Annotated in this window: 19 protein-coding genes; 16 read left to right on the plus strand and 3 right to left on the minus strand. The window is 37.6% G+C overall.

Going from position 1 to position 17581, the window contains the following annotated elements; all coding sequences use genetic code 11:
* Positions 1 to 109 precede the first annotated feature (109 nt).
* The 9 genes from AB3I72_RS11285 (at position 110) to AB3I72_RS11325 (ending at position 6524) form a co-directional block, all read left to right on the plus strand.
* Positions 110 to 637: a YqeG family HAD IIIA-type phosphatase gene (locus tag AB3I72_RS11285; RefSeq protein ID WP_002356296.1), complete on the plus strand. Its 528-nt coding sequence runs from the start codon at positions 110 to 112 to the stop codon at positions 635 to 637.
* Positions 634 to 1743, plus strand: a complete 1110-nt coding sequence (gene yqeH / locus AB3I72_RS11290; protein WP_002381381.1) for a ribosome biogenesis GTPase YqeH — start codon at positions 634 to 636, stop codon at positions 1741 to 1743. The genes AB3I72_RS11285 and yqeH overlap by 4 nt, the downstream gene beginning before the upstream one ends.
* 23 nt (positions 1744 to 1766) lie before the next feature.
* On the plus strand, positions 1767 to 2078 hold the full coding sequence (gene yhbY, locus AB3I72_RS11295; RefSeq protein ID WP_002356298.1) for a ribosome assembly RNA-binding protein YhbY: 312 nt from the start codon (positions 1767 to 1769) through the stop codon (positions 2076 to 2078).
* A gap of 17 nt (positions 2079 to 2095) precedes the next feature.
* The gene (locus AB3I72_RS11300) at positions 2096 to 2755 is read left to right on the plus strand and encodes a nicotinate-nucleotide adenylyltransferase (protein WP_002365150.1); all 660 of its coding nucleotides are present in this window, start codon (positions 2096 to 2098) and stop codon (positions 2753 to 2755) included.
* On the plus strand, positions 2733 to 3323 hold the full coding sequence (gene yqeK / locus AB3I72_RS11305; protein ID WP_002380850.1) for a bis(5'-nucleosyl)-tetraphosphatase (symmetrical) YqeK: 591 nt from the start codon (positions 2733 to 2735) through the stop codon (positions 3321 to 3323). The genes AB3I72_RS11300 and yqeK overlap by 23 nt, the downstream gene beginning before the upstream one ends.
* A 46-nt stretch (positions 3324 to 3369) precedes the next feature.
* On the plus strand, positions 3370 to 3708 hold the full coding sequence (rsfS, locus tag AB3I72_RS11310) for a ribosome silencing factor (RefSeq protein WP_033072556.1): 339 nt from the start codon (positions 3370 to 3372) through the stop codon (positions 3706 to 3708).
* 1 nt (position 3709) lies between these two features.
* Entirely contained in the window at positions 3710 to 4450 is a 741-nt protein-coding gene (locus tag AB3I72_RS11315; RefSeq protein WP_002356302.1) for a class I SAM-dependent methyltransferase, read from the plus strand.
* An 80-nt stretch (positions 4451 to 4530) separates the two neighbouring features.
* A complete protein-coding gene (locus tag AB3I72_RS11320) occupies positions 4531 to 5718 on the plus strand; it encodes a nucleotidyltransferase (protein WP_368023928.1) in 1188 nt (395 codons plus the stop codon).
* A gap of 86 nt (positions 5719 to 5804) precedes the next feature.
* Positions 5805 to 6524 carry a YebC/PmpR family DNA-binding transcriptional regulator gene (locus AB3I72_RS11325; protein ID WP_010827749.1) on the plus strand — a complete coding sequence of 240 codons (720 nt, stop codon included), beginning with the start codon at positions 5805 to 5807 and terminating at the stop codon, positions 6522 to 6524.
* 18 nt (positions 6525 to 6542) lie between these two features.
* Here AB3I72_RS11325 and AB3I72_RS11330 read toward each other — a convergent pair whose 3' ends face one another.
* Positions 6543 to 6686 carry a hypothetical protein gene (locus AB3I72_RS11330; RefSeq protein WP_368023929.1) on the minus strand — a complete coding sequence of 48 codons (144 nt, stop codon included), beginning with the start codon at positions 6684 to 6686 and terminating at the stop codon, positions 6543 to 6545.
* A gap of 74 nt (positions 6687 to 6760) precedes the next feature.
* Here AB3I72_RS11330 and AB3I72_RS11335 point away from each other — a divergent pair, with 74 nt between their 5' ends.
* The gene (locus AB3I72_RS11335; RefSeq protein WP_368023930.1) at positions 6761 to 7591 is read left to right on the plus strand and encodes a DUF6287 domain-containing protein; all 831 of its coding nucleotides are present in this window, start codon (positions 6761 to 6763) and stop codon (positions 7589 to 7591) included.
* 426 nt (positions 7592 to 8017) lie between these two features.
* On the opposite strand, the gene AB3I72_RS11340 is transcribed toward AB3I72_RS11335, so the two are convergent.
* Together AB3I72_RS11340 and AB3I72_RS11345 are read right to left on the minus strand one after the other, a co-directional pair.
* Positions 8018 to 8962 (minus strand): endo-beta-N-acetylglucosaminidase, encoded by a 945-nt coding sequence (locus AB3I72_RS11340; protein ID WP_002382461.1) that lies wholly within the window; start codon positions 8960 to 8962, stop codon positions 8018 to 8020.
* 157 nt (positions 8963 to 9119) lie between these two features.
* Positions 9120 to 9701 (minus strand): YdcF family protein, encoded by a 582-nt coding sequence (locus AB3I72_RS11345; RefSeq protein ID WP_002359392.1) that lies wholly within the window; start codon positions 9699 to 9701, stop codon positions 9120 to 9122.
* Positions 9702 to 9822: 121 nt separating this feature from the next.
* Between AB3I72_RS11345 and AB3I72_RS11350 the strand changes: the two genes are divergently transcribed.
* The 6 genes from AB3I72_RS11350 to rpmG all read left to right on the plus strand — a co-directional run bounded on the left by AB3I72_RS11350 (position 9823) and on the right by rpmG (position 17533).
* Positions 9823 to 10686: an aminoglycoside 6-adenylyltransferase gene (locus AB3I72_RS11350; RefSeq protein ID WP_368023931.1), complete on the plus strand. Its 864-nt coding sequence runs from the start codon at positions 9823 to 9825 to the stop codon at positions 10684 to 10686.
* Between the two features lie 146 nt (positions 10687 to 10832).
* Positions 10833 to 12278, plus strand: a complete 1446-nt coding sequence (locus AB3I72_RS11355) for a L,D-transpeptidase family protein (RefSeq protein ID WP_010817630.1) — start codon at positions 10833 to 10835, stop codon at positions 12276 to 12278.
* Between the two features lie 165 nt (positions 12279 to 12443).
* Complete coding sequence (locus tag AB3I72_RS11360; RefSeq protein ID WP_002356318.1) at positions 12444 to 12623, plus strand: 2-hydroxymuconate tautomerase; 180 nt, start codon at positions 12444 to 12446, stop codon at positions 12621 to 12623.
* A 396-nt stretch (positions 12624 to 13019) separates the two neighbouring features.
* Positions 13020 to 14957: a threonine--tRNA ligase gene (gene thrS / locus AB3I72_RS11365; RefSeq protein WP_002359397.1), complete on the plus strand. Its 1938-nt coding sequence runs from the start codon at positions 13020 to 13022 to the stop codon at positions 14955 to 14957.
* Positions 14958 to 15122: 165 nt separating this feature from the next.
* Positions 15123 to 17258, plus strand: coding sequence for a peptidoglycan D,D-transpeptidase FtsI family protein (locus tag AB3I72_RS11370; RefSeq protein ID WP_368023932.1), 2136 nt, complete (start codon positions 15123 to 15125; stop codon positions 17256 to 17258).
* Between the two features lie 125 nt (positions 17259 to 17383).
* Complete coding sequence (gene rpmG, locus AB3I72_RS11375; protein WP_002356321.1) at positions 17384 to 17533, plus strand: 50S ribosomal protein L33; 150 nt, start codon at positions 17384 to 17386, stop codon at positions 17531 to 17533.
* Positions 17534 to 17581: the final 48 nt, after the last annotated feature.

The raw sequence follows: 17581 nt of genomic DNA on the forward strand, positions 1-17581 counted from the left end.
AGTAAAATGCAGTATAATACAATAGGTAGAGACTGAAGCATAATTGTTTAGTTATGTTTCAGTCTCTTAAAATCGAAGAAACTACATAGTGTCAGTGAGAGGAGTCACGATGTTTTCAAAATATAAACCGACATGGATGATTGATGCGATTTATAAAATTACCCCCGCACAATTAAAAAAACTGGGGATTAAGGCAGTACTAACTGACTTAGATAATACGTTAATTGCTTGGAATAATCCCGATGGAACAGAAGAATTAAAAACTTGGTTATTAGAGATGAAAAATGCAGGAATTACCGTCCTTGTTGTTTCAAACAACAAAGACAGCCGGATTAAACGCGTTGTTGAAAAGTTTGACTTAGATTATGTAGCACGTGCCTTGAAACCAACCGCACGTGGCTTCAAATTAGCAGAAAAAAAATTAGGCTTGAAGCCATCTGAAATGTTAATGGTCGGCGATCAGATTATGACAGATATTCGGGGAGCTAACGCAGCGGGTATACGCAATGTTTTAGTTCAACCGATTGTCGATACAGATGGCTGGAATACTAGAATCAATCGGTTCTTTGAACGGAAAATTATGAAATACTTATCAAAAAAACATCCAGAAATGACATGGAGAGGCGGATTAGAATGACAGAGGCAATTCATTGTATTGGCTGTGGTGCGATTATCCAAACGGAAAATCCTCATGAATTAGGCTATACACCAAAAACAGCTTTCGAAAAAGGAATGGAAACAGGGGAAGTTTATTGCCAACGTTGTTTTCGCTTAAGACATTATAATGACATTCAAGATGTCCAATTAACAGACGATGACTTTTTACGTTTATTGAATGGTTTAGGAACAGAAGATGCACTGATTGTGAACGTAGTGGATATTTTTGACTTTAATGGCTCTCTTATTCCAGGACTACATCGTTTTATCGGAGATAATCCTGTGTTGTTAGTTGGTAATAAAGTGGATATTTTGCCTAAATCATTAAAAAAACCTAAAATGGTTCAATGGATGAGAGAACGGGCCCATGAAGCAGGATTACGCCCTGTTGATGTTTTACTAACAAGTGGCAAGAAACCACAAGAAATGCAAGAATTATTAGATACGATCGAAAAATATCGTGAAGGCCGAGACGTTTATGTCGTAGGTGTGACCAATGTTGGAAAATCAACATTAATCAATCAAATCATTCAACAAACAGTGGGTGTTCAAGATGTGATTACGACATCACAATTTCCTGGAACAACGCTAGATAAAATTGAAATTCCATTAGACGATGGTCACTTCTTAATCGATACGCCCGGAATTATTCACCGTCATCAAATGGCACATTACCTAGGTAAAAAAGACTTGAAAATTATTGCACCGCAAAAAGAAATCAAACCGAAAGTTTACCAATTAAATGCTGAACAAACCTTGTTTTTAGGTGGCTTGGCTCGCTTTGATTATGTCCAAGGTGCTAAAAGTTCCTTCATTGCCTACGTTTCCAATGACTTAAATTTACACCGAACAAAAACAGCAACCGCCGATGCTTTTTATGAAAAACATGTTGGTGGCTTATTGCAGCCTCCACGTGCCGATGAAGTCGCTGAGTTTCCTGAATTAGTGCGCTTTGAATTTTCCGTGAAAGAAAAAACGGATATTGTGTTTGCTGGTCTAGGTTGGATTACTGTCACAGAACCTGGTGTAGTCGCTGGTTGGGCGCCTAAAGGTGTCGATGTTTTACGTAGAAAAGCATTAATTTAAATTTTAGAGAGAAGGCAAACAATTTGAAACTTAGAGGAAAACAAAAACGTTATTTACGTAGTCAGGCACACCATTTACAACCTATTTTTCAAGTAGGCAAAGGTGGTTTGAATGACGCAATGATTACACAAATTGATGAAGCGTTGGAAAAACGTGAATTGATTAAAATTACGTTATTACAAAATACAGATGAAGTAGCAGAAGAGGTTGCAGAAGAACTAACAGCAGCCATTCATTGCGATGTGGTACAAATTATTGGTCGCGTGTTGGTCTTATTCAAGCCATCAAGTAAAGAAAAATATCAAAAAATTTCAGCAGCAGTCAAAGAGATTTAATATTGGAGGGATGAACAATGGGAGAAAAAAGACAAGCGCGTCAAGGAGCGGACGTTCTCTTGCAAGAGGAACCGTTACGTTTTCAAACAAGAAAGCAAGTCGGCTTGTTAGGTGGTAATTTTAATCCCGTTCATTTAGCACATCTTGTCATGGCCGATCAAGTTCAAAATCAACTAGGTTTGGACAAAGTTTACTTAATGCCTACGTACTTACCACCACATGTAGACGAAAAGAAAACAATTAGCAGTGAACATCGGTTAGCGATGTTAGAACTAGCAGTAGCTGATAATCCCTGCTTAGATATTGAGCCAATTGAGTTAATTCGCAAAGGCAAAAGTTACACGTATGATACGATGAAAGCTTTAAAAGAAGCCAATCCAGATACTGATTATTATTTTATAATTGGTGGAGATATGGTGGAATACTTGCCCAAATGGCATCGGATTGATGACTTACTCCATTTAGTTCAATTTGTCGGCATTCGGCGTCCTAATTATCCAACGGAATCTACCTATCCAATTATTTGGGTCGATGTTCCGCAGATGGCGATTAGTTCCACTTTGATTAGACAAAAAGTCAAAAGTGGTTGCTCAACACGCTATCTTCTTCCAGAGAATGTGATAAACTATATTCAAGAGAAGGGACTGTATCAAGATGAGCTGGATAACAAATTATGATGCTGCACAACGTGAATTATTAATGCAAAAAGTTCAAATGCAAATGAGTGAACGTCGCTTTCGCCATGTGTTAGGAGTCGAGGAAACAGCTGTGGCCTTGGCAGCGAAATATGGTGCCGATGAAGCGAAAGCCAGTATTGCTGCTTTGACGCATGATTACGCCAAAGAACGTCCAAACGATGAATTCGAGTTGATTATTCGCCGAGATGGTTTTGATTTGGCTTTATTAAACTATGGCAATGAAATTTGGCATGGCTTAGTTGGGGCGGATATTGTTCAACGGGAATTAGCCATTGATGACGAAGAAATCTTGCAGGCAATTCGTGTGCATACAACTGGGGCTGCTAAGATGAGCTTGCTAGATAAAATTATTTATGTCGCAGATTACATTGAACCAGGACGTGATTTTCCAGGTGTGAAAGAAGCCCGTGAAATTGCCCTTGTTGACTTAGATGCAGCAGTTGCATATGAAACGAAACATACCTTGTTATATTTGATTGAACAAGAACATAAAATTTATCCAAAAACGTTAGAGACCTACAATCAATGGGTCGTTAATCAAAAATAAAAGAAGAAAGAATTACTAGGAGGGAACTATCATAGATAGCCAGAAAATTTTAGAAATTGCTGTCAAAGCAGCAGATTCAAAACGAGCAGAAGAAATTGTCGCATTAGACGTAAGAGAGATTTCATTATTAGCAGATTATTTTTTAATTTGCCAAGCCAATAGTGAACGTCAAATCAATGCGATTGTTGATGAAATTAACGAACAAGAAGCCAAAAATCAAGTAGAAGTCAAACGTGTGGAAGGTAAAGAAGGCGGAAAATGGATTTTAATCGATTTAGGCGATGTTATTGTCCATGTATTCCAATCTTCAGAACGTGCCTTTTACAACTTAGAAAAATTATGGTCAGATGCCCCAATGGTTGATCTAAGCGCTTGGGTCGACTAAAATGGCCTATGAAACGTTTGCTTTCGTCTATGACGAAGTGATGGACGAAAGCCTATACCAAAAATGGTTGGATTTTTCCAATCGTCATCTCCCACAAGGAACCCAACAAATTCTTGAAATGGCTTGTGGTACAGGCGCTTTAGCAGTTGATTTTGCAAAAAGTGGTTACGATGTGACGGCCTTAGACTTATCAGAAGAAATGTTGATGATTGCTAGTGAACGAGCTTTTGAAGAAGAAGTGCCAGTTCAATTTGTTCAGGGAAATATGCTAGATTTATCTGAAGTGGGACAATACCAAGCCATCACTTGTTTTTCTGATTCACTGTGCTACATGGCTAATCGCCAAGAAGTACAACAAGTGTTCGATGAAGTTTATCAAGCGTTAGAAGAGGAAGGAACGTTCATTTTTGATGTTCATTCTACTTACAAAATTGATTCAGTTTTTCCAGAATATAGCTATCATTATCAAACAGAAGAATTTGCTTTTCTATGGGATAGTTACGCTGGTGAAAAAGAACACAGCATCGAACATTTCTTAACATTTTTTGTGAAAGAACAGGAAACAGATGAGCACTTTGTTCGGTATGATGAATTGCATCAAGAACGAACCTATTCGTTAGATAACTATTTACGAATGTTAGAAAGTGCTGGTTTCATGAACGTCAAAGTTTATGCAGACTTTACAGATGAAGCACCAACTGAAACAAGTGAACGCTGGTTCTTTGTTTGTCAAAGAGATTAATAAGATTTGGCTTATGAGCTTGGGACAGCGCTTAAAAACGTTTGTCTCTTTGCTGATAAGTCCATTTTTTTATAACGGAGGTGGCTAGAGTGAAAGCCTGTGGCATTATCGTGGAATATAATCCCTTTCATAATGGACATCGCTATCATGCCCAACAAGCTCGCCAACAAAGCGGAGCTGAAGTAGTGATTGCTATAATGAGTGGAAATTTTTTACAAAGAGGAGAACCAGCCTTACTAGATAAGTGGGCCAGAACAGAAGAAGCTTTGCAAAATGGTGTGGATTTAGTCATTGAATTACCGACAGCTTGGTCGGTACAGTCTGCGGATTACTTTGCCAAAGGCGGTATAAAGTTATTGCAGGCGTTGCAATGTGAGAGCTTATGTTTTGGAACAGATAGTACAAGCGCAATTGATTATGCGGCTTTCGGCCAGTTTGTCCAAGAAAATCAATCCTTAATTGATCAAACGTTCCACGCATTGACAGACAAACAATTGAGTTATCCACAAAAAATGACTGCTGTTTTTCGTCAAGTATATCCTGAAAGCAGGTTCGATTTTTCTTCGCCTAATCATATTTTGGGGATGAGTTATGCAAAAGAGAATGCCACGTATCCAACTCCGATGACGCTCTACCCAATTGCTAGAAAACAAGCGGGCTTTCATGATGCAACGATTTCTGGGAAAGTTGCTAGCGCCACGGCGATTAGGCAAAGTGTTTTTCAACAAGAAATAACGCAAGTGCTGCCAACGGTTCCTTCTATGACCGCACAACATTTACAAACACAAGCAATGATTTCATGGGAAAACTACTGGCCCTTCCTAAAGTATAAAATTGTTCAATCCTCGTTAGAAGAATTACAAGCCATTTACCAAATGAAGGAAGGACTTGAATATCGACTAAAAGATCAAATCCAAGCAGCAGGTTCTTTTCACGAATTAATGGAACGTATGAAAACGAAGCGTTATACTTGGACAAGGTTGCAACGATTAGCAACCTATATATTGTTAAATATGACCAAAGAAGAAGTTGAAACTGTTTGGCAAAACAGTTATCTCCATGTGCTAGGATTTACGCCAAAGGGACAAGCTTATCTAAAAGAAACCAAAGCACAGATTCAATTGCCGGTAATTTCCAAAGTATCTAAAGAAAACCGCGCAATGCTTTCATTAGATATTCGCGCCAATCAACTATATCAGATGGGAGATTCTTCTTTAAAAGAACAAAATTTTGGTCGGTTTCCCTTACGATTTTCGCCAGATACCTAAAAAATACTTAACAAAAATCAGTTTCCCCAGTATAATAAACAAGGGATAAGATACTAACAACAAATCAGAGAAAGCGAAGTGAGAATATGGGCCGTAAATGGGCAAATATTAAAGAGAAAAAAGCTGCCAAAGACGCAAACAATAGCCGTGTTTATGCAAAATTCGGGATTGAAATTTACGTAGCAGCGAAGTCAGGAGACCCTGATCCTCATGCAAACCAAAAATTACGGTTTGTAATCGAACGCGCCAAAACATACAATGTACCAAAACATATTATTGATCGCGCTATTGAAAAAGCAAAAGGTTCAGCAGATGAACAATATTCTGAATTACGCTATGAAGGATTTGGGCCAAATGGTTCAATGGTCATTGTTGATGCTTTAACGAACAACGTGAACCGAACAGCAGCAGATGTGCGGGCCGCATTTGGTAAAAACGGCGGAAACATGGGTGTCAGCGGTGCTGTTTCCTACATGTTTGATAATACAGGTATCATTGGCTTTGCTGGTGACGATGCGGATGAAATTTTAGAATACTTAATGGAAAAAGATATTGATGTTCGCGATGTTATTGAAGAAGACGGTCAAATTATCGTTTACACAGAACCAGAAGATTTCCACCATGCACAAGAAGCGTTAAAAGAAAAAGGCATTGAAGAATTCACGGTTACTGAGTTAGAAATGGTTCCACAAAACGAAGTAACATTAGAAGGCGACGATTTAGCGAACTTTGAAAAAATGTTAGACGTTTTAGAAGATTTAGAAGATGTTCAAAAAGTCCATCATAATGTAGATTTACCTGAATAATCCATTTGTTCGTTTGTTTTAGGATTTAGAAAGTGAGCCATCGGTCATTTTGACTGATGGCTCACTTTTTGTTTCATATAATACATAGAAAAAAGAAAGTTGATTGATAGGTCCATGTGACACAAAGCATTCAATGACAGGATTAACTTTTGTCTGTTCCATAAATATTTGTCTAAACAGTTGAATTAATAGTACAATAGTCTAGTAAGATAGATCATTGAACGGGGTGAATAGGCGTGAAAAAGGGAATGCTAGCGTTTTTTGTCGGGCTAGCGGTTTTATCATTAACTGCTTGTCGGGAACCAAAAGAAAAGAAAGTAACCGCTTCAACTGAGACATCCTCTAAAGTTGAAGAGACGAATGAAAAAACGAGTGAAACAATTGATAAGACAAACGAACAAGCGAGCAGCAGTGTCGAGTCTAACGAATCAGTGAAAAATGAAGAGCCGACAGCTGATGAAAACAATAGTCAGCTAACTGTAGCTGATTTAGATACTACAGCGATTAATGCTGGCGATTTTACTACTTTAGCTGGAACATGGAAAAATGGTAAAGGAGAGAGTTTGATCATTCATCCTGATGGTAGTACAAATACCGGAGGAATGATTACGAAGGATTTACCTACTGATGAGTCGCGACCAATTACAAGCTTAAGTATTAGGTGGGGGCCTACTGGTGCTGCGTTATTATTATATAAAATTGGTGTTGAAAATCCTAACGGCGACCAATCGGATAAGACGAAACCACGATTGTTAATTACTCAAGATAGTGGAAATTATCCTGCGGAAGAGTATTACTATCGTTCTTCTGAAGAGGAAAATCAAGACCAAAATGAAGAGGCAAAAATCATCGATACACAAGAAAAAGCAGAGACATATATTAGAAAGACACTGACCGATGCAGAAAATAATGATACGAACCTTGGATTTTTGGGTATGAATGGAAATGACTTCTTTTTTAGAGCCCAATCGAAACAGATGGTTGCAAATGGAGGGACAGGGACTGTCGGTTTTTACAGAGTATCACCACAAGGAGCAGTCAGAATAACGGATGCACGAGGCAACTAAAGATAGTCTCGTGGCAATCTATTTAATTCCTATAAAAGTAGCAAAATAAGAATGAAATGATCACAAAATCTTCACATTTAGTTTGTAAGATATAAGCATATCAACAAACAACCTTAACAACACAAAACACTTTTTCATTTTTAACTCCTTTCCCGTCCTTACCCAAAGGGCGGGTCTTTTTTTGTGTAAAACTATTCGCTCAAGATACCAAAAGAGCCTGGGACAAAAATCACTTTGGATTTTTGTCCCAGGCTTAAAAATTGATAAACGGCGGGAACAGAAGCAACTCCTTCGGAAATAAGCCGAAATTCTCCAAAAATTATAGAACAATTTTCGGAAATTCCTTCTTATTTCTCGGAGTTAAACGCTTCTGTCCCGACCTCTTTAACTCATTACATGTTGGCGCTTGTAGACACGAGATAATAATTAAGGTGTTGGAACAGTTGGTGAATAGTTCGTTTTTCGACCATAAAGTTCTTGTGTCGCCGCCGAGATATACGCAGATGAATCTTTTCCTGGGAGGTTATACATTAGATAAATACCATATTGCTCCGCTTTTGTACGTTTAGCATATTGCGCAGCTAGATTTTGATTGACACCAACTTCAACGGCAGAAGCACCTAAACGAGAAGCAGGCATCCCCGCAATTTGTGGCGGATTCCAGGTACTATAATAAGGGTTCCAAGCATAATCAATTAAAGAACTCATTTGAGGATTAGCTGAAGAGTTCGCAGCCGCTGGTCCAATATTATAAAAAGTAATTAATTTATCATTGCCTAAGCGATTTCTTAAGGCTTGAAGTAACCAAATGAACGAAGAATTATTTGGTTGAGGCGTCCCATTTTTTCCGTATTCAGCATACTCATCATCAAAATCAATACCATCTAAATGATACGTATTAACGACTTGTTCTAATTGAGCTGCAAAGGCATCCGCACTTTCGTAAGTTGGGAAGTTAGCAAAGCCAGCGCCTTCATGGTTGCCTAAAATAGACAATAGGACTTTAGTGCCGCGTGCTTGAACTGGACGAATTTGTGTTTCAGCTTCGTTTAAAGTTTGTTGGACCCGTTCATTGAGATATAAGTAAGGTTTTTTATTGACCGTATCATAATTAATATTGGCTGCAAAAATAATCCCCATATCAAAAGCAGGTTGATTGGTTCCAGCTAAAGTATATTTTCCCACATTGTTAAAATCGTGGTTGTTTACTTCTACATACATGACTGTTTTAGGTGTAACAGTTGATGCTGCTTGTACTTCAAATGCAGGTAGTGCAAATAATAACCCACCGACTAAAAGGATCAAACTTAAAAAAGTTGAAATAATCCCTGTTTTCTTGTTAAAAAAATGAGTGCTCAATTGATGCCCCATAACTTTCTCCTCCTATAAAATAAATATTATTTGTAAGCGCTAACAAAGATATGTTATCATTTTTATAATTTAAACACAAGAAGAAGAGAACAAAAGTGAGCAAATCCACAGAATAAAAAAGCGTCCTTCGCAAAATGATCTTGCGAAGGACGCACTTTTACCAATCAAAGAGTAAGGCATAGCCTAAAGAAAGCAGCTCTCGACCAAAATTTTTGATATCTTTTGGAAAAGAAGAAGCCGCAGTGATGCCTGAAACATTTGAGATACCTGCTCGCTTGGCTAAAAGTTGCGAGCGATACATGTGAAAGTCACTAGTAACAATCACTAGCCGTTTAAAAGAAAGGAGTTTTTGTGAATTGACAATATTTTCTTTGGTGCGTGTGGCACGATTTTCTAAGAGAATCTGTTTTTCTGGAACACCTTTATTTAGCAAGTATTGTTTCATAACCGCGGCTTCCGTAGCCGGCTCATCTGCTCCTTGCCCTCCGCTAACAATAACGGGTGTCTCGGGGTGTTGTTTAATATAGGGGATAGCCACATCTAACCGAGCTTGCAAAACACGGCTGGGCAGTGCGGTTTCTTTAGACGTTCCTAAAACACGGGCCCCTAAAATTAAAATAGCATCTGGTTTATCGGTGGGTTGCGTATTTTTGCCAGTAAAAATAAGTAGACCTAAAATCAAAAGAATACAAAAGCCAAAACTGACAATGGATAAACTTGTTATTTTTAACCAATGCATGAAACATCCCTCCTTGTAATGTTAGTGTATACGAAGTACCATAGAAAAAGCGATAGAAAACAAAAGACTTATAAAAAAATCTATGTTTTAATAGAAACTTTTGAAGAGAGGGAGCGAATGCATGCGTACAGAAGAAGAAATGTTTCAACTTATTATGGATGTAGCAAAACAAGAAGAACACATTCGAGCTGTGGGAATGGTGGGTTCTCGCACGAATGTGAAAGCGCCAAAAGATAGTTTTCAAGATTTCGACATTGTTTATATTGTAGAACCATGTGCTGAGTTTTTTGAAACAGCAACGTGGACAGCAAAATTTGGTCAACCATTAATTATGCAACGTCCCAAGGAAATGACCTTATTTCCCACAGAACCGAAGACGCGGGAAACATTTTTAATGTTATTTGAAGATGGTCAACGTATCGATTTAACGTTGTGTCCTCTCGCAGAAAAAGACAATTGGCATGAAGGCGATTCTTTAGCAATTATCTTGTTAGACAAAGATGAAAATTTGCCGCCTTTACCTGTAGCATCTGATAAAAATTATATAGTAACAGTTCCGAATCAGCAGCAGTTTAACGATTGTTGCAATGAATTTTGGTGGGTTAGTACGTATGTAGTTAAGGGGCTTTGTCGGAATGAACTATTTTACGCTGTCACACATCTCTATGAATATTGTCAGCAGGAACTGTTGCGCTTGCTTTCTTGGCAAGCGGCTTGGCAGGAACCGGAGCCAATTTCTGTTGGGAAACAATTTAAGTATCTGAAAAATTATGTCACCCCTGACACGATGGATCAATTAGCATCGTTGCTGGATTTTTCTAGTAAAGAAGCTTGTTGGAACAGCTTAATAAAGACACAAGCCTTTTTTGACGTCGTCGCTCAGGATTTTGCTAAAATGGCCCAGTTTACGTATCATTTACAAGAAGCAAAAAAAGTCACAGAGTATACAAATTCTTTAAGATTAAAGGATTTACAAGGAAAATAAGCTGAAAACAACGTAAAAATAGTGTATAATTGAAAAAATTAATCTGCGAGAGAAAGGGAAGTTTTTTTGATTGTAGATCACCGCAGTTGTTTGTTGCCTAGACTCTAAGAAATAAACCTAAAATTATTGATATAAAGGATGAACAAATGAAAAAAGAAGAAATGCAAATGCGTAATACACGTCGTCAAAAATCAGGAAAAAATAATAAAAAGAAAGTAATTATTACTTCTTTGGTTGGACTAGCTCTGGTTGCTGGGGGCAGCTATGTTTATTTTCAAAGTCACTTTTTACCAACCACAAAAGTAAATGGAGTTTCTGTAGGCTGGTTAAATGTAAATGCTGCAGAAGAAAAATTAGCGCAAGTTAATCAAACCGAAGAAGTTGTGGTTCAAACGGGTGCAAAAGAAGAAAAAATTCAACTTCCTAAAAAATACCAATTGGATCAAAAATTTTTAAAAGACCATTTACACAGTAGCAAGGTGAAGCTACCGTTAAACGAGGCATTCAAAAAAGAACTAGAAGCCAAATTAGCGACTTTAAGTTTTCCAGAGGGGAAACCAAGCAAAAATGCGAGTATTCGTCGAGGCAATGGCACTTTTGAAATTGTTCCCGAAGAACAAGGCACAGTAGTGGACACACAGCGCTTAAATCAGCAGATTATTGCGGATGTTGAAGCGGGAAAAGGCAACTATCAATACAATGCCAAAGATTTTTATAAAGCCCCTGAAATTACAAAAGAGGATCAAACGTTAAAGGCAACATTGACAACGCTCAATAACAAGTTAAATAAAACAATTACAGTTGATATTAATGGTGAAAAAGTAGCCTTTGATAAAACACAAATTCAAAACGTGCTGAATGATGATGGCACAATCAACAAAGAAAAACTAACTACTTGGGTGACACAATTAGAAACAACATATGGTTCTGCTAATCAACCAGTTTTATTTACAGATGTTCACGGCACGACACGTCGTTTTAAAAACAACGGAAGTTATGGCTGGTCGATTGATGGGGCCAAAACGCAAGAACTACTAGTAAACGCGCTGAATAGCCAAGAACAAACGAATGCAATCACTGCTCCGTTGGTTGGCGATACCAAAGAAAATAGTAAAATTGCCAATAATTACATTGAAATTGATTTAAAAGATCAAAAAATGTATTGTTTCATTGATGGCAAAAAAATAGTCACCACAGATGTCATTACTGGCAGATATAACAAAGGAACCGCAACAGTACCAGGATTCCATACAATTTTATATCGGACAACCGATGTGAATTTAGAAGGTCAAATGCTTGATGGTTCTCGATACAGTGTGCCAGTAAAATATTGGATGCCGTTATTAAGTCAAGGGGGCGTTGTCACACAAATTGGGATTCATGACTCCGACCATAAATTGGATAAGTATGGCGATAAAGAAGCCTTTAAAACCGATGCTGGTAGTAATGGCTGTATCAATACGCCAGGAACAGAAGTTTCAAAAATCTTTGATGTATCCTATGACGGAATGCCGGTAATTATTTATGGACATATCTATGATGATGCACCAGGTGAATTTGATAAACCTGTAGATTACGGCGAAGAAGTATAAAAAGAGATATTAGGCAAGACCGTACTTTGGTCCAGCTGTGTATCTGAAAAGTAAAAATTGGAGACGTCAACCGTAACGATTGACGTCTCCAATTTTTTATTGACAAGCGTCATAACCCGCTCTATGATACAAACAGAACAAGCAATTTAAATTGGGGGAACGAAGATGCCATTTGTACATGTAGAATTAATTGAAGGCCGCACAGAAGAACAGTTAACTAATATGGTCAAAGATATTACAGAAGCTGTGTCAAAAAATGCTGGTGCACCAAAAGAGAATATCCATGTGATTGTCAATGAATTGAAAAAAGACCGCTATGCACAAGGCGGCGAATGGAAAAAATAAGTTTTCAGAGAATTTCTGTTGAATCACTTGCTTTTTCTGAAAATAAGTGGTTAAATAAGTGCATAAATGATTGATGAGAAAGACAACTGAACTTGCCCGCGATCTATTAGAGAGGAAAATCTTGGCTGAAAATTTTCCAGATTGGCACAAGGGATGACCACTTTCGAAACCTTTGTTGAAACAAAGGCGGTCGCACCGTTAACACGCTAGAGGAACACAGATTATTTGTGTTCAAAATTAGGTGGAACCACGATATTTTCGTCCTAGTATTCGTTAGAATACTAGGACTTTTTGTTTTTTAACAAGGGGAACAGGTGGCTGTTTCGTTTCATTGTGAAAAACAGGAACACAATGAAACGCTTCAAATCAAAAAAATTAAAAGGAGAGAATTTTATTATGTCTATTCACATTACTTTTCCAGATGGCGCTGTTAAACCGTTTGATTCTGGGGTTACAACATTTGATGTTGCTAAAAGTATTAGCAACAGTTTAGCCAAAAAAGCTTTAGCTGGTAAATTCAATGGTGTTTTAATCGATTTAGATCGTCCTATCGTAGAAGATGGTTCGCTTGAAATCGTGACACCTGATCATGAAGATGCTTTAGGAATTTTACGTCATTCATCAGCTCATTTAATGGCTAATGCCTTACGCCGTCTTTTCCCTAACATTAAATTTGGCGTAGGTCCTGCGATTGATTCTGGGTTCTATTATGATACAGATAATGGAGAATCCCCTGTGACAGCGGAAGATTTACCTGCAATTGAAGCCGAAATGATGAAAATTGTGAAGGAAAATAACCCAATCGTTCGTAAAGAAATCTCACGTGCAGAAGCGTTAGAATTATTTGCTGATGATCCTTACAAAGTTGAATTAATTACAGATTTACCAGAAGATGAAATCATCACTGTCTATGATCAAGGCGATTTTGTTGATTTATGTCGTGGTGTTCACGTCCCTTCAACAGGACGGATTCAAGTCTTTAAATTACTTTCAGTAGCTGGTGCTTATTGGCGCGGAAACTCTGACAATCACATGATGCAACGGATTTATGGCACTGCCTTTTTCGATAAAAAAGATTTAAAAGAATTTATCAAAATGCGCGAGGAAGCCAAAGAACGTGACCACCGTAAATTAGGAAAAGAATTAGATTTATTTATGGTTTCACAAGAAGTTGGTTCAGGGTTACCTTTCTGGTTACCAAAAGGCGCAACCATTCGTCGTACAATTGAACGTTATATTGTGGACAAAGAAATTAGCTTAGGTTATCAACATGTGTATACACCAATTATGGCAGATGTGGAATTATACAAAACATCTGGTCACTGGGATCATTACCATGAAGATATGTTCCCACCAATGGATATGGGCGATGGCGAAATGCTGGTATTACGTCCAATGAACTGTCCACACCATATGATGGTTTATAAAAATGACATTCATAGTTACCGCGAATTGCCAATTCGAATCGCTGAATTAGGGATGATGCACCGCTATGAAAAATCTGGCGCATTATCAGGGTTACAACGTGTTCGTGAAATGACTTTAAACGATGGCCATACTTTTGTTCGTCCTGACCAAATTAAAGACGAATTTAAACGTACTTTGGAGTTAATGGTGGCAGTCTATGCTGACTTTAACATTACGGATTATCGTTTCCGCTTAAGCTATCGTGATCCAAATAATACAGACAAATATTTTGATGATGATGCGATGTGGGAAAAAGCGCAAGCGATGTTAAAAGCTGCCATGGATGAATTAGAATTAGATTACTTTGAAGCAGAAGGCGAAGCTGCCTTTTACGGTCCGAAGTTAGATGTTCAAGTAAAAACAGCTTTAGGAATGGAAGAAACATTATCAACCATCCAATTAGACTTCTTATTACCAGAACGTTTTGACTTAACTTATGTTGGCGAAGATGGTGAAAATACACATCGCCCAGTTGTTATCCACCGTGGTATTGTCTCAACAATGGAACGATTTGTGGCTTACTTAACAGAAGTTTACAAAGGCGCTTTCCCTACTTGGTTAGCACCAATTCAAGCAACTATTATCCCAGTTTCTGTAGAAGCGCATTCTGAGTATGCTTATGAAATCAAAGAACGTTTACAAGCACAAGGCTTACGTGTTGAAGTCGATGATCGTAACGAAAAAATGGGCTACAAAATTCGGGCCTCTCAAACCCAAAAAGTACCTTATCAATTAGTGGTCGGGGACAAAGAAATGGAAGACGCAACGGTGAACGTCCGTCGTTATGGAAGCAAAGAAACGTCTGTCGAAGATTTATCAATTTTCATTGACAGCATGGCTGCTGAAGTTCATAATTACAGCCGTTAAAAAAAGAGAAAAAGTCAAAAGGACTTCTGAATTCAGAAGTCCTTTTGACTTTTTTTTAACAAAAAAATAATTAAATATTTCCTTAGAGCTGGGAATAATCCTGATTTTTTGACTATTTTTTGTTACAATGAGAATGCGAAACTTTTTAGTGAAGGGACTAGAGGTATGAAGAAAAACTCATTTATAGATAAAATAAAAAAAATAGATGCCGCAGCAAAGAGTCAACGAGGTAGAAAGCCACATATTCCTTTTCGATTGAACTTATTATTTTTTGTGATATTCACTTTATTTGTTTCATTAATTGTCCGTTTAGGGTATTTACAGATTGTAGAAGGAGAAGAGTTTAACAAAAAAATTACTGCCAATTCTTCACTACAAATCACGACACCATCCCCTCGAGGACAAATTTATGATTCACAAGGAAAAGTCTTGGTTTCTAACAAAGCCAATTTAGCAATCACTTACACACGAGGAAAAAATATTGAAGGAAAAGATATTTTACCGATTGCGAATAAAGTCAACGAACTTATTAACGTTCCAGTTGATCCAAACTTAACGGACCGTGATAAAAAAGATTATTGGTTAGCGAATCCTGAAAATTTAAAAGCAGCCCAAGCCCGTTTAACCGATCAAGATAAAGAAGATGAAAAAGGCAACAAAATTACGGACGAAGGCACATTATATGCCAAAGCAGTTGAAAAAGTCACCCCTGAAGAAATTGCGTTTGATGACCGAACCTTACAAGCAGTGACGATTTTTAAACGAATGAATGCAGCGTCACAAATGAACACGGTCTTCATCAAGAATGAAGGGGTAACAGAAGGTGAAATTGCGACAATTGGTGAACACACAGCGGAAATATCTGGTGTTTCAACAGGGACTGATTGGACGCGTGATTATTCTCAAAGTGGCGCATTACGTAGCCTGTTGGGCACCGTTTCAACTGAAAAACAAGGATTGCCAGCCGAAGAAGTCGATGAATATTTGAAAAAAGGCTATGCACGAAATGACCGTGTTGGAACTAGCTATTTAGAAAAACAATATGAAGACGTACTACAAGGTAAAAAAGCAAAATCAGAAGTCGTTTTAGACAATAACGGAAATATTGTTTCACAAACCCCAATTTCCAAAGGGGAAAAAGGTTCCAATTTAAAATTAACGATTGATTCAAATTTCCAAAACAAAGTTGATGAAATTTTACAACGAAACTATTCACAAATAGTCAAAACCATTGGACCATACTCAGAAAATGCGTATGTCGTTGCTATGAACCCTCAAACAGGAGCTATTTTAGCGATGTCAGGATTTCATCATGATTTAGCAACTGGAGAAGTCACACCTAATCCTTTAGCACCTATTTTGAATTCTGAAGTTCCTGGATCAGTTGTGAAAGCAGGTACTTTAACAGCTGGTTATGAAACAGGCGTCATTAAAGGCAATGATGTTTTAACAGATGAAGCTATTTTACTAGCAGGTAGTAATCCAAAAGCTTCTTGGTGGAATGCTTCTGGTGGAACAACCATGCAATTAACTGCGGAGCAAGCGTTAGAATATTCTTCGAATGCTTATATGATGAAATTAGTCTTTAAAATGATGGGTGTGAATTATTATCCCAATATGATTTTCCCTTATGAAGTAGGAGATGACACTGTCTTTAAAGAATTAAGAAAAGCTTTTGCAGAATATGGTATGGGAACGAAAACTGGAATTGATATACCAGGAGAAACAACAGGAATTCAAAACAAGGACTTTAAGGATTCGTCATCTGCGCCACAAGGCGGTAATCTTCTTGACCTATCTTTTGGACAATATGATACCTATAGCGCGTTACAATTAGCACAGTACGTTTCCACTGTCGCAAATAATGGTATCCGCGTGCAACCCCATGTGGTAGAAGGAATCTATGGCAATGATGAAAATGGAGCTTTAGGAAAAATTTTGAAAGAAATCGAACCAAAAGTTTTGAATAAGGTGAATATTTCTGAAGACCAGATAGGAATTCTTCAACAAGGTTTCTATAATGTGGTAAATGGAACTAGTCAATTTACTACGGCACCGGGTTTAAAATCAGACAAGTTTTCGATTGCTGCTAAAACAGGGACCGCCGAAACGCAAGCAACGGATGCTAACGGAGTTGTTCACACAACGGTTAATAGTAACTTGGTGGCTTATGCGCCGTACGAAAACCCTGAAATTGCAATTAGCGTTGTTTTACCACACTTAAATGACGAAGAATCCAAACCAAACCAAACGATTGCCAAAGAAGTTTTAGAAGCGTATATGGAAATGTACAAAAAATAAAATTTGTAAAGTAGAACTACTTTACAAATTTGCCCAAAAGGGTAGTCAAATGAAAAAAAAAATGGTATGATATTCAAGTCTAAGAAATCTCTTGGAAAGATCAATTATTAGTAGGAGGGGAAAACATGCGCGTAAACATCACTTTAGAGTGTACTTCTTGTAAAGAACGTAACTACTTAACAAATAAAAATAAACGTAACAATCCTGATCGTTTAGAAAAACAAAAATATTGCCCACGTGAAAGAAAAGTTACTTTACACCGTGAAACTAAATAATTTATTTAGATAGAGCCTAGAATCCTTATCCAACAAGGATTCTAGGCT

This window comes from Enterococcus sp. GC34, from assembly GCF_040886645.1.
Lineage (GTDB): Bacteria > Bacillota > Bacilli > Lactobacillales > Enterococcaceae > Enterococcus > Enterococcus faecalis.